Source organism: Colwellia sp. Arc7-D (assembly GCF_003061515.1).
Classification (GTDB): domain Bacteria; phylum Pseudomonadota; class Gammaproteobacteria; order Enterobacterales; family Alteromonadaceae; genus Cognaticolwellia.
In genome coordinates, this window is sequence record NZ_CP028924.1 from 2,732,124 (window position 1) to 2,745,624 (window position 13,501).

The 13,501-nt window shown below is 39.2% G+C and carries 14 protein-coding genes and 1 tRNA gene; 2 read left to right on the forward strand and 13 right to left on the reverse strand.

The genetic code is table 11. The annotated features are described in order from the left end of the window. Positions 1–77: 77 nt before the first annotated feature. From DBO93_RS11935 to rlmE, 12 genes are all read right to left on the reverse strand, one after another. Positions 78–539, reverse strand: a complete 462-nt coding sequence (locus tag DBO93_RS11935) for a terminase small subunit (protein WP_108456549.1) — start codon at positions 537–539, stop codon at positions 78–80. A 261-nt stretch (positions 540–800) separates the two neighbouring features. After that, positions 801–2,135: an AAA family ATPase gene (locus tag DBO93_RS11940; RefSeq protein WP_108456550.1), complete on the reverse strand. Its 1,335-nt coding sequence runs from the start codon at positions 2,133–2,135 to the stop codon at positions 801–803. Further along, positions 2,135–3,040 (reverse strand): toprim domain-containing protein, encoded by a 906-nt coding sequence (locus DBO93_RS11945; protein WP_108456551.1) that lies wholly within the window; start codon positions 3,038–3,040, stop codon positions 2,135–2,137. The genes DBO93_RS11940 and DBO93_RS11945 overlap by 1 nt, the downstream gene beginning before the upstream one ends. Continuing rightward, entirely contained in the window at positions 3,028–3,450 is a 423-nt protein-coding gene (locus DBO93_RS11950) for an AlpA family phage regulatory protein (protein ID WP_108456552.1), read from the reverse strand. The genes DBO93_RS11945 and DBO93_RS11950 overlap by 13 nt, the downstream gene beginning before the upstream one ends. Positions 3,451–3,872: 422 nt before the next feature. Continuing rightward, positions 3,873–5,090, reverse strand: a complete 1,218-nt coding sequence (locus DBO93_RS11955) for a tyrosine-type recombinase/integrase (RefSeq protein ID WP_108456553.1) — start codon at positions 5,088–5,090, stop codon at positions 3,873–3,875. Positions 5,091–5,254: 164 nt separating this feature from the next. Then, positions 5,255–5,339: transfer RNA gene (locus tag DBO93_RS11960), tRNA-Leu, on the reverse strand. Between the two features lie 13 nt (positions 5,340–5,352). Further along, positions 5,353–5,733, reverse strand: coding sequence for a preprotein translocase subunit SecG (gene secG / locus DBO93_RS11965; RefSeq protein ID WP_182254733.1), 381 nt, complete (start codon positions 5,731–5,733; stop codon positions 5,353–5,355). Positions 5,734–5,737: 4 nt separating this feature from the next. Further along, positions 5,738–6,508 (reverse strand): triose-phosphate isomerase, encoded by a 771-nt coding sequence (gene tpiA, locus DBO93_RS11970; protein WP_108456555.1) that lies wholly within the window; start codon positions 6,506–6,508, stop codon positions 5,738–5,740. Between the two features lie 125 nt (positions 6,509–6,633). Continuing rightward, positions 6,634–7,971, reverse strand: coding sequence for a phosphoglucosamine mutase (gene glmM / locus DBO93_RS11975; protein ID WP_108456556.1), 1,338 nt, complete (start codon positions 7,969–7,971; stop codon positions 6,634–6,636). Between the two features lie 88 nt (positions 7,972–8,059). Continuing rightward, on the reverse strand, positions 8,060–8,839 hold the full coding sequence (folP, locus tag DBO93_RS11980; protein WP_108457828.1) for a dihydropteroate synthase: 780 nt from the start codon (positions 8,837–8,839) through the stop codon (positions 8,060–8,062). Positions 8,840–9,039: 200 nt separating this feature from the next. Next, positions 9,040–10,992 carry an ATP-dependent zinc metalloprotease FtsH gene (ftsH, locus tag DBO93_RS11985; RefSeq protein WP_204100619.1) on the reverse strand — a complete coding sequence of 651 codons (1,953 nt, stop codon included), beginning with the start codon at positions 10,990–10,992 and terminating at the stop codon, positions 9,040–9,042. Positions 10,993–11,059: 67 nt separating this feature from the next. Next, positions 11,060–11,689, reverse strand: coding sequence for a 23S rRNA (uridine(2552)-2'-O)-methyltransferase RlmE (gene rlmE / locus DBO93_RS11990; protein WP_108456558.1), 630 nt, complete (start codon positions 11,687–11,689; stop codon positions 11,060–11,062). Positions 11,690–11,900: 211 nt separating this feature from the next. Between rlmE and yhbY the strand changes: the two genes are divergently transcribed. Continuing rightward, positions 11,901–12,197 carry a ribosome assembly RNA-binding protein YhbY gene (gene yhbY, locus DBO93_RS11995; protein WP_108456559.1) on the forward strand — a complete coding sequence of 99 codons (297 nt, stop codon included), beginning with the start codon at positions 11,901–11,903 and terminating at the stop codon, positions 12,195–12,197. A gap of 264 nt (positions 12,198–12,461) precedes the next feature. Then, positions 12,462–12,806 (forward strand): rhodanese-like domain-containing protein, encoded by a 345-nt coding sequence (locus tag DBO93_RS12000; protein WP_108456560.1) that lies wholly within the window; start codon positions 12,462–12,464, stop codon positions 12,804–12,806. Between the two features lie 111 nt (positions 12,807–12,917). Here the strand turns inward: DBO93_RS12000 and greA are convergent, their stop codons facing one another. Continuing rightward, a complete protein-coding gene (gene greA, locus DBO93_RS12005; RefSeq protein ID WP_108456561.1) occupies positions 12,918–13,394 on the reverse strand; it encodes a transcription elongation factor GreA in 477 nt (158 codons plus the stop codon). Positions 13,395–13,501 lie beyond the last annotated feature (107 nt).

Genomic DNA, 13,501 nt, shown 5'->3' on the forward strand with positions numbered 1-13,501 from the left:
CCATCTATCATATAAATGCCCCCGCCAAATTTTTGAATTTGGTCCATGGGGGGGGCTGGGTACCCTTTTTTGTAACGTTACTGCCTTATGCGGTTGCCATAGTTGTCGTAATTGTCTAAATCAATATGGTTCTTAGGCAACAACCCTTTTACTGCCCGACTGGCCGCGTTTCGCTCTGTTAAGTCACGTAAGAACTCTGTAACATCGTCATGAGGCTTGTTCTCTATGTTAAGGCCTGACACTTTAGCAAGCTGTGACCAAGCGCTAACCCTAGCCGCATGAGAGCTCTTATCGCTATAGTTAGTCGCCTCAGCAAGTAAACCACTAATAATGAGTTCTCGGTTAACTAAAGCGTCGTTAGATAGCTCTTTTACCCGCGTTTGGATAGCCTTTTTGATGTTAGGTATTGTCAACAACTCACAACCAATAGCGCGAGATGACTTTTCAGAATAACCAGCGCGAACGGCTGCCTGACTCGCGTTAAAATCAACCGTAAATTCTTCAACAAAACGCGTTTGTTTAGTGTTTAACTCTTGCATGGTCCACCTCTACTTTTAATATTCATTTGATACACATAACATTCATGTTACTACGGCAGTTGAGCCGTACCCACCTTAGGCTCATCTACGTAGTAGACGGGTAAGTGGGTACGTGGGTATTCAGCATTTACAGTGGTTTCACGGCATGTTTCACGGGCTTACCCTGTGGTTTTAGTGGGTAAGCGGGTAAACTATCCCCTAGGCCAATAAAAACACGTTACCCGCATATAACTGGGTAAAATACGGGTAACTGGGTATCTATTAATCAACAATCACGTAAACGGTCTTAGCTGCGTTGGCATGTGTACCATCTACTTGGTGAACCCGATAGAAAATACCATCTACGTTCACCCTTCTAGATTTAGATGAACCGATGGGTAACCCTTTTAAGTCACCTTCGATTTTAGATTTACCATGTGTGGTTTCTTTTAACAGTTGTTCCAACAGTATGGGACGTTTTACACCACCACCTTCATTGCCATTCACCGCAAGCACCCCACGAACGATATAGCTAAAAATGGTATGCTCTTTTGATTCTGCTGTAGCCTTATTGGAAGTTTCGGGCTTGGGTAAATCATAAGCTCTAGGAACACCTAACCATTCACCATTGGCAATAAGTACACTTTCCAGCTTTAACCACCTAGGTTTACCTGCATTTAAAGTGAAATTGTTTTTTGCATCATCTAAGCGTATTAACTGGTGACGTTCACGCCATTCAATACCATGGTCGTTTGCTGACTTTTCCCCCATCTTCGCTAATGTGAAGCACAATCTTGCTGCGTCCTTAGTCGAGCTTGCACCTCTCATTGAATCTACATCACCCGCGAACCTATCGGATTCATCACCATTTTTTCGAGTATGGTGAACAAGTACAATCGCTACACCTGTTTCACTCGCAATCTGCCGGTAGTAACTCATCACTTCATCAAGTGCTGAATTGTCATTTTCTTGCTCTTGGTGGGTACTAACAAATGGGTCAATAATCAGAACCTTAATGTCACAACGCTTAATCTCGGCTATTATTTTATCTACGTCAGGCGACCTAATCATCGTTTGCCCATTCTTAGTACTAATCGTAATACGTTTACCATAACCACTTTTCAAAAAAAGCCTATTATTGACTTCATGGTTTCTAATCCGATAAAGTTTAAAAATCCCAGCTAACCTGCGGTCTAATTCAACGTCATCATCTTCATTATTGATTACAAGCACATTACCTTGCACGGTAGTTCCTATATCGAGTAAATCTTTACCTAGTGCTACAGATACGGCCAATGTTAATGTAAATATAGACTTACCGGTTGCACCAGCAGCGGCTATAAGTGTTATGTAATTACCTTGAATATATTTGTTTATGATCCAATTTCGCGGGGGAATATCAGCGGGGTTAAAGTCGTTAGGTATTGTTCTCATACCCAAATTTTGGGGCGGAATTTCACCAAGCGATGGGTTATTTGCAATAGTTACTTGTGATGATTCAGTTTCAGCTTGATTAGGAATAGGCTCGGCATTTGAATTAGGTGTTGGTTGAAGCATGTGTTCTAAGCCGCGCTTCTTCACTTCGTCCGCGTAATCCATTTTGAATTTAATGGCCATTATTTCGCACCTACATTAATTGCTGATAACAGCATAGAACGAAGTGTTTCTAATCCAAATTGGCAATGAATATCGTTAAAATCGCTACCTGAATTATTACTTTCGAAATTTGGCCACAAAACTTGAACATTAGTTTTATCAGCAATAGATTGAGCTTTTTCTAGGCCAATATTGTGACCGGTTTTCACTTTGGTTTGATGATCATTATCAGCACAAAGTATAATACGTAATCTTGGGTTTAGCTGTTTTACACGAATACAAACACTTTCCAAGTTACCCGCGTTAAACGCCACAACGACGGGTAAACCAGTAGCTTCATGTAAAGAGCAGCCGGTAGCATAGCCTTCGCACACTAATAGCGTTGTTTGCTCTGTTAAAGTGCCTAGCTGTAAAGCACCCCCTTTAACGCGCCCACCTGTATTGAAACGTTTATCACCTTGAGGAAAAATATATTGCAGGTTAATTAACTCACCTTGTTCATCCATGATTGGTACAAGCAAATTATTGTGTTTGTCGACACGAATCGAGTATGGGTTAATCTGTTTTATCACAAGGTATGGGTGCGTTAAAACTGCGCGAGCATTTTCCCATTGAGTTCGACATTGCTTCGCACTTGCTAGCTGCTTTTTAAGCTGTGCTTCTTTATACGCTGCTCTAGCGGCTCTAAGGGCCAAAGAGTTATCACGAGCGGTAACATTGGTTTGAAACGAATGCGCCTTCTCAACACCTGTTATCCAATTACCGTAATACACTGAACTACCACCTGAAAAAGCAACATAATAACCATCTTTTTGGTTCGGTTTTGCTATCGTGGGAACACGGTGGACTAGATCATCAAAAATTAAATTATTAACAAGTAAGCCGTCACTCTTCATTGCAGCAATCATTTCGTTTACATATTGCATTGCAGCACCTCTTTAGAAAAAATATCTTGTCGTACACTGACTAATACAGTTATCAGGTACTTTATCTCTTCATTTGATTGGCCAGCTACAAGCGCCGCCAATACAGCTTGTATCTCATGCTGAACGAACGCGACACTTCTACCTCCTAGTGATATTGATGGTGGCATTAGACCACTTTGAATACGTAAATGTAGGGTGCTTTTCGATATACATGCCAAATCAAGCACTTCAGTCTTTTTAATCAAACTAAGGCTGCCAGCACGCGATAAGCAGGCTTCTTTTATACTTGCTGATGATGTGCTTATATTGGCGGTTACTGAATGGTAGTAACTGGTGTTACTCGTAGCTTTTCGACCATCAAGGTCATTGATCTGAACACGGGGATCGGGTACATTTGCGTTGGGTGTCATTCGCGTGACTCCTTATTTTTGTTAGTAAGACCCGCGCCTCTCAGATTGCCGTCCGAGGGGCGCACCTACCAACATATTTTTTAAATTTAGTGGTTTTAGTACCGCTAATGTCGTTTGAGTTCCTAAGAGGTTTTTTTAAGAACTACACCTATCTTGCCTTGTTCTATAATTTATTCAAGCGACGTTTTATATTATTTTTTGTACACAACTGTGTACATAAAACAATAACTTAGGGTGGTTTCGTCAGATAGAAGTATGTAGGGTGAGGCCTAGAGAGGGAAAGTAGATATAATGTTTCATTATATCTACTATTGTTAAAAAATTGGTTAACCCTTTGATAAAATGTTGTGTTCCAAGAAGGCTTTCTTAAACTTTAATTCACTGAAGCATAGTTAGAATAAGCCATGTTTTGCAATAGCTTTCTAAGAATTTAGACCGATCAGAGTATATTTAGCCTGTTCTATATGAGATGACCACCATTTCAGCATTTCTTGTCTTTGAGTTAAATACTCTGCATGGTTATAGGCCTTGCGAACTTTGTTGTCATCAACGTGCGATAGGGCCATTTCAATTACGTCTTTATTAAACCCTTGTTCGTTTAATGTTGTGCTAGCTAAAGCACGCATACCATGTGCAACTAATATGCCTCCATACCCAATCCGTTTTAGTGCATTATTAGCAACCTCATTGGTACAAGAACGATTAGGCTGCCTTATTGCTGGGAAAACATAAGTTCTATGGCCACTAATTGGTCTCATTAATTCTAATAGCTCTAAAGTCTGTTTTGTTAACGGTACAATATGTGTACGGTTTTTTTTCATTCGATCCTTTCTAACAGTCAAAGTTTGCTCATCAAAATCTATTTCTGACCATTCAACACCAGCAGCCTCGCCTGGTCTTAACATCGTATGCAGTTGAAATTCTACCAAACACCTTATCACTAGATCTAGACTTGAATACGATAAGGCCTTCATTAACGACGGTAGTCCTTCAGGTTTAATCGTTGGCATATGGACAGGTTTTGGGGCCTCAAATGCAGCTCTAATACCACTTAGTGCATTATGTGAAGTAACTCCTGTATTCACTGAAAACGTCATAATCTCATTTAAAACGCCGATCAACTTACTTAATGTTTCTAATTTTCCTGCTGCCTCAATTGGCTTTAATGCTTGTATAATTTCTGGTGCTGAAACTTTATTGATAGGTCGATGGCCTACTATCGGGAAAATATGCTTTTCGATGTTTCGAATCAAGCTTTTAGCTGTACTCTCAGCGATACTCGTTTTTTTAACGGTAAACCAATCACGAGCCACTACCTCTAATGTGAGACTAGCTTCTATCGACATTTGACGTAACTGATCAGCTTTGTATTCGATAGGATCAATCTTTTGAGCTAATAACTCTTTCGCTGATTCGCGGCTTTTTCGGGCAGCAGCTAAACTAATCGAAGGATATTGACCAATGCTTAAGTTTTTTCGCTTATTAGTTTGTGGGTGAAAGTAATTAAATAACCAGCTTTTCGTACCCGTTTTTTTAACTCTAAGTGATAACCCGCTGCCATCGCTCAAGTTGTATTCTTTATCTTTGGGTTTAGCCCTATCTACTTCTGTATTGGTAAGTGGTTTAGTTAATCTACCCATTTATGTAACACCCGTCTCGTTTTGAACCATCAATGTTACTTGTAGTGTTACTAAAAATATAGGATATTGCAAACCGTCATAGGACGCTATAAGACATAAAAAAACCGGAACACCTTATTATAAAGGTTATTCCGGTCTTTATCGGTTCTAATCGAACCTGTATTTGGTGCAGATAGAGAGACTCGAACTCTCACGCCCTAAGGCACCACCCCCTCAAGGTGGCGCGTCTACCAATTCCGCCATATCTGCAAATATTTTAAAACTAGTTTGGTACGTCGCTGCCTTTTTCTGCAGAAGCGTCGCTTGCAGGTACATCAGCGTTATCAAATTTTGGTTCGACAACTGATGAATCAGCTGGAATACTTTGTTCTACTGGCACAGCTAGATCATCAAAGTCGGCACCTGCTTTAACACGGTTTGCCGTTAGGTTACCTAATACTAAGCTGATAGCAAAAAATGCTATGGCTAAGTACGTGGTCGACTTAGTTAAGAAGTTACCAGAACCGCTTGAACCAAAAATAGTGGCTGAAGAACCAGCGCCGAAAGATGCGCCCATATCAGCACCCTTACCTTGTTGAATTAGCACTAAGCCAATCAAACATAAAGCAACGATCAAATACACTACAATTAACACTTGATACAACATTTTATTTTCCCTTTGCTGCCGAACAAATTATTTTAAATTCTTCGGCTTTTAAACTAGCACCGCCGATTAATCCACCATCGATATCAGCTTGTGCAAATAATTCTTCACAGTTACTCGCATTGACACTGCCACCATACAACAATGGCAATTTAACTGCGACGTTTTCATCAACTTTTGCGATAAATTCACGTATAAATTGATGGGTTTCCTGTGCCATTTCTGGCGATGCTGTTTTTCCAGTACCTATTGCCCAAACAGGCTCGTACGCAATAACAACATTTTTAAAATTTTCAATACCTATTTCATCAATAACGGGCTGTAATTGCGCCGCTAAAACAACTTCGGTTTGGTTTGCTACACGTTCGGCTTCACTCTCACCTATACATAAAATAGGTTTAAGTCCTGCTGTCAGTGCCGCATTAACTTTTTTTGCAACTAAAGCGCTTGATTCATTATAAATACTGCGACGTTCAGAGTGCCCTACAATAACGTAGTTAACTCCAACTTCTTGCAACATTGACGTTGAAATTTCGCCAGTAAATGCACCTTTAGTATGTTCGCTTAAGTTTTGAGCACCTAAACTAAATGCTGATGATAAATTTACACTCTTACTTGCTGCACTAAATGCCGCTAAGTAAGGAAAGCTAGGACAAACAACTACTTCAACGTTTTCGTTTAACGTTACGTTATGTAATTCTGAAACCATTGAGTTGACTAAAGCCAAACTGCCGTTCATTTTCCAGTTTGCTGCAACTATCGAAAGTCTATTCATTTATCATTCCTAAATCAAAGCGGCGAGATATTAACTAACCTGTCGACAAGATACAAGTATTTCACGCAATATCATGTTTAATTGCTCATTATTCATTCGACTTTAAACTCTATCGAACTTTTTATCTAAAAAGCTTGTTTTACAGCGTCGGCAATTTCATTTGCTAAGGCTGTAACTTCATCATGTTCAGGGCCTTCTACCATGACACGAATCAGTGGTTCAGTACCTGATTTTCTTAAAAGTACTCGCCCACGACCCGTAAGTTTTTCATTCACGCGATCGACCGATGCTAACACTTCAGTATTAACTAACGGATCACTGTCTCCTGAGAATCTAACGTTGACGAGGACTTGTGGTAATTTAGTCATACCTTGGCGCAATTCATATAATGTTTTGCCTGAATTACATATGGCGGTTAAAACATTTAACGCGGCAATAATACCATCACCTGTAGAAGTATGGTTTAAATTAATAACGTGACCAGAGTTTTCTGCGCCTAATTTCCAACCTTTTTGTTTAAGCATTTCCATAACATAGCGATCACCAACTTTACTACGTGCAAATGGTACGTCCATATCTGCAAGCGCCAGTTCTAAGCCCATATTACTCATTAATGTGCCAACAACACCACCATCAATACTGCCATTTTGTAAATCATTACAGGCAATAACATAAACACTTTCATCACCGTCTATAACATAACCGGTATGATCAACCATCATTAAGCGATCGCCATCACCGTCCAGTGCAACACCTAAGTCAGCTTGATGCTCAACTACGGCTGCACTAATTGCTGCCATCGATGTTGCGCCACATTCGTGGTTAATATTCGTACCATTTGGTGAAGTACCAATTTCGATAACTTCAGCGCCTAACTCTCGAAAAACGTTTGGTGCTATGTGGTAGGTTGCGCCATGAGCACAATCAACTACGATTTTCATACCTTTTAATGAGTATTGGCTTGGGAAGTTACTTTTACAAAACTCGATATAACGACCTGCTGCATCGGCAATACGTGTTGCTTTGCCTAAATGAGCAGAGTCAACACAACTCATCTCTTTATCTAACTCAGCTTCAATCGCTAATTCAACATCATCAGGTAATTTCTGACCATCTTGAGAGAAAAACTTAATACCATTATCATAAAATGGGTTATGTGAAGCACTGATAACTATGCCTGCTTCAGCACGGAAGGTTTTAGTTAAATATGCAATGCCTGGAGTCGGCATAGGTCCTAAAAGTCCAATATCAATACCGGCTGCAGAGAAGCCTGCTTCTAATGCAGACTCTAGCATGTAACCTGAAATGCGGGTGTCTTTACCTATTAATACTTTTTTAGTGCCTTGTGCCGCTAATACGCGACCAGCTGCATAACCTAATTTCATGACAAACTCAGGTGTAATTGGATATTGGCCTACTAAACCTCTGATTCCGTCGGTGCCAAAATATCTTCTTTGTGACATTTTTTATCTTCCTTTATTTCACTATGCTTATTTTATTCATCTTAAAAATTATCGTGACTAATTTATCTAGCTGATTAGCGATTATCGATTATCGATTATCAGTCACTGCTTTTAATATAGTTAATGCATCCACAGTTTCTTGAACATCGTGAACACGAATTATATGAGCTCCTTGCTGAGCAGCAATAATGGCGGTGCTTATGCTGCCTGCAAGCCGTTGCTCAACATCTCGATTTAATAAATTACCAATCATCGACTTTCGTGATATCCCAGCTAATATGGGTAAATCGAGTACCGAAAACTTTGATAAATGCGCAAGTAAATGAAAATTTTGTTCAAGTGTTTTACCAAAGCCAAAACCTGGATCTAAAATTATTCGCTCTCGCGCAATACCCGCACTTATACATGCATCAATTCGTTGTTGAAAAAAAACTATAATCTCGGTAATAACATCATCATAGTTTGGGCTGTTCTGCATTGTTCTGGGTAAGCCTTGCATATGCATTAAACAAACAGGGATATTACTGTTCGCAACAGCAGCTAAGCAGCCATCGTTTTGTAAAGCACGCACATCATTAATAATATCAGCACCTGCCGCGATAGCAGCACTCATCACTTTAGCTTTGCTTGTATCAATAGACACTAAAACGTCAAAGCGTTCTTTGATGGCTTCTAATACAGGAATAACACGTGCAAGTTCGTCTGCCTCACTAACCTCTGCAGCACCAGGGCGAGTAGATTCTCCACCAATATCAATAATGGTAGCGCCATCGGTGATCATACGCTTAACTTGTGCTAATGCCGGTTCAAAATTTGCAAACTTGCCGCCATCTGAAAAGGAGTCAGGTGTAACATTTAAAATACCCATTACCTGAGGGGTTGCTAAATCGAGTACTGAGTTAGGGCAATTAAGTTGATTACGCACTGCATTCTCTTTTATCACGAGTTCTTTATTATTTTAACTTCTGAAACAGACTAGCGGTTTTAAAAAGTTAAAATAATAAAGCCTCAATATGCATTAAATCGTTAGATTTAACCCATTGAGGCTTTAATAATTTACTGTATCAGCTACGAAGTTGGAATGTCTGAGTTATCAGTTGAGCTTTTAGGCTCTTTAGTTTCCTTTACTTCTTCATCTTTTTTAGCTGATGGCTTGCTTGAATCGGCATTTTTGTCTGACTTATCGTCAGAGTCTTTTGCTTCAAAATCAGCCGGTAGGCGAACTTTAACTCGATTCATTAAGTCATCAACTTGCAATGCATCAATGGTTTCATATTCCATTAAAGCGTCTTTCATTGCATGAAGAATATCTTCATTTTCTTTTAAGATAGTTGCTGCTCGTTCATAGTTACGATTAACAAAGTCTTTAATTTCTTCATCAATGGCACGGGCAGTTTCATCCGACATATTTAATGATTTAGAAGATGTTCTTCCTAAGAATACTTCACCTTCTTCTTCAGCAAATAACATTGGACCCATTTTTTGAGAAAAGCCCCACTGTGTTACCATTTTACGTGCAAGTTGTGTAGCACGCTCAATGTCGTTTGAAGCACCGGTTGATACTTTTTCAAAACCATAAATCATTTCTTCAGCAATACGTCCACCGTATAAAGATGAAATGTTACTTTCTAGATGCTGCTTACTATGGCTAAATCTGTCTTGTTCAGGCAAGTACATAGTAACGCCTAGTGCACGACCACGTGGCATAATGCTCACTTTATAAACTGGATCATGATCTGGCACTAAACGGCCTACAATTGCATGTCCAGCTTCATGGTATGCGGTCATTTCTTTCTCTGACTCACTCATTACCATTGAACGACGTTCAGAACCCATCATGATTTTATCTTTAGCTTTTTCAAACTCAGCCATACCTACAACACGACGCTCTGCACGTGCAGCAAATAAAGCTGCTTCGTTAACTAAGTTAGCTAAGTCAGCACCTGAGAAGCCAGGAGTACCACGAGCAATTACTGATGCTTTAACATCGTCGCCTAAAGGCACTTTACGCATGTGCACTTTAAGAATCTGCTCACGACCACGTATATCAGGTAAACCAACAGTAACTTGACGGTCAAAACGGCCAGGACGTAATAACGCTGGATCTAACACGTCAGGACGGTTAGTAGCGGCAATAACAATAACGCCTTCATTACCTTCAAAACCATCCATTTCAACTAGCATTTGGTTAAGTGTTTGTTCACGTTCATCATGACCACCACCCATACCTGCGCCACGTTGGCGACCCACTGCATCAATTTCATCGATGAAGATGATACATGGTGCTGATTTTTTAGCTTGTTCAAACATGTCACGAACACGAGAAGCACCAACACCTACAAACATTTCAACGAAATCAGAACCTGAAATAGTAAAGAAAGGAACTTTAGCTTCACCGGCAATAGCTTTTGCTAATAACGTTTTACCTGTACCTGGTTGTCCTACCATCAAAACACCCGATGGAATACGACCACCAAGTTTTTGAAAGCGTGACGGATCTTTTAAGTAATCAACTAGTTCTGATACTTCTTCTTTTGCTTCATCACAACCTGCAACATCAGCAAAAGTAGTTTTAATTTGATCTTCGCCTAATAAACGCGCTTTTGATTTACCAAAACTCATTGCGCCTTTACCGCCCCCACCTTGCATCTGACGCATGAAGAATATCCATACACCAATAAGCAGTATCATTGGGAACCAAGAAACAAATATGGTCATCAAGAAACTAGGTTCTTCTGGTAATTCGCCAGATGCGTTAACACCTTGCTTAACGAGATCGTTGATTAAATCACGATCATAACCACCAGGAATAACGGTAACAAAATTTTCACCGCTGCGTTTAATACCGTTAATAACGCCATTTCTGTCAACGTCAACTTCTCTAATCTGCCCTTGACGAACGTCTTGAACAAATTGTGTGTAATCCACTTGTTGCTCTTTGCCGCTTCCAGGGGTAAAACTTTGGAAAACAGACATTAATACAACTGCAATAACTAACCATAAAATAAGATTTTTTGCCATATCGCTCAACTTAATGACCTCTTGATAATGTTAAAAATGGTGCGATGAAATAATTCCACCTAATTTACTACAATTTAAAGCCCGTAGCCACAAGATAAACTTCACGTGAGCGAGCACGTGACGATTCAGGCTTGCGAGTTCTAACGGTTTTAAATGCGGCTCGAGCGTCTTTCATAAATTGCTCAAAGCCTTCTCCTTGGAACACTTTTACTACAAAAGCGCCATCTTTCTTTAACACCTGATTGCACATATCTAGTGCTAATTCGACTAAATACATACTGCGTGCCGCGTCTGCTGCATCATTACCGGTAAAGTTTGCTGCCATGTCAGACATAACAACGTCAATATTTTTACCATTAATTCGAGTTAATAAAGCATCTAGCACCGCTTCTTCGCGAAAGTCACCTTGCAGAAAATCTACGCCTGCAATAGGGTCCATTGCTAAAATGTCACATGCAACAACTTGCCCACTATTACCAACCACTTTCGTGGCGTATTCAGACCAACCGCCAGGAGCCGCACCTAAATCAACCACCTTCATGCCAGGTTTGATCAACTTATCTTTATTATTTATCTCTTCAATTTTAAAAACAGCACGAGAGCGTAAGCCCAATCGTTGTGCTTTTTTTACATATTCATCATCAAAGTGCTCTTTTAGCCATCGAGCACTACTGACACTGACTTTATTCTTGCTCATTCAATCCACTTATATATTGTTGCTATTCAAAGGTACTTGTTTGGTAACTTGTTCACTTTACGCGTCACCAAAAAAGTAACAGGTGTATTTTAACCATAATAAAACAGAAAAGTACGGTAAAAAGCAGACAGTTTGTAAACAATATTAGTATTACAAACTAGATGGAGGTAAAATAGTGATAATTCAAGCTAACTTGTAACGAAAATTGTTAATGAACCTAAATAAAAAACAAATTCAGTATTTAAAAGGCTTAGCACACAGCCTTAAACCCGTGGTATTGCTAGGCAACAATGGCCTAACAGAAGCTGTAGTTGCCGAAATCGACTTCGCTTTAAATCACCACGAATTAATTAAAATTAAAATCCCTACGGATGATCGTGAAACCAAAGCACTTATTGTTGAAGCTATTTGTCGTGAAACAAATTCAACTAAAGTGCAAGTGATCGGGAAAACCTTAGTTATTTTCCGTCAAACGGAAGAAAAGAAAATTCGTATTCCGAAAGTTTAAGTTATTTCTATTTAGTTGAAGTTTACTTTGGCTTTATGTAAATAGTGATAAAACGCTTTGGTTTTTCAAAAAAGGGCTTATGCCCTTTTTTTGTGATCTATTTTTATAAACTTGTCATTCCAAGCCATCGTAAACCTTTATTATAAATTATAGAGCGAATGTTATGCTATCAGTAACAAACACTACATTAGAAAAAACTAATATACAAAAAATGTAACTTGCCATACAATATTCTCATTACCTATATTTTATGAGGACTTTTAAATGATTTTGTCAGTACCTGAATTAGTCGCACAAGCTAAAGCATCAGTTAGTTGTGTTAGTGCAGCACACGCTTTCACTCAAAAAAATGCGATATTTATTGATGTTAGAGAGTCTGAAGAAACAGCCTCTTCGCCAGTAAAAAACTCAATCGCTATTCCTCGCGGTGTTTTAGAAATGAATATCACTAAATACTGTGCAGATGTAGAAACACCAATATACCTGCATTGTGCTTCTGGTGGTCGTGCGACGTTAGCGGCAGAACAATTGCAGCGTATTGGTTATAAAAATGTAAAAGCAATTAGTGGATCGCATGACGAGGTTTGTCAGGCACAAAAAAACCAGTAAACTCTAAATAAATTTGAGCTTACTGGCTTAAACTATTATTTTGCACAGTGGAGAGCAGACATTAAGTCTACTCTACTAGGCTTATTTAATGCTGATATTAAAGATTAAAGATTAAAGGTGTTCTACGCCAACAATCTCATATTCAACTACACCACCTGGTGTAGTTATTTCAATTTCACTATCAACTTCTTTGCCAATTAAACCACGGGCAATAGGTGAGTTTAGTGATATACGTCCAGTTTTAAAGTCGGCCTCGTCATCACCAACAATCTTGTAGGTAACTTCAACTTCAGTATCAATATTGAGTAAAGTCACCGTTGTGCCAAAAATCACCTTACCGGTATTAGGAATTTTTGTAACGTCTATCACTTGCGCATTACATAATCTACCTTCAATATCTTGAATGCGACCTTCACAGAAACCCTGCTCTTCTTTAGCAGCATGGTACTCTGCATTTTCTTTCAAATCGCCATGTTCACGAGCATCAGCAATATCTTTTACAATACGTGGACGCTTTTCGGTTTTTAATATTCTCAATTCTTCTTTTAATTGCTCGGCACCAAGCAATGTCATCGGATATTTTGTCATTTTACTCTTCTTTTTCTAACAAGAAAGGCGGTTTACCTATACTAAATAATAGAAGGTAACCACCTTTAGAAAATTATTCGCTTAAACTGACTTTATCGTTAATTTGT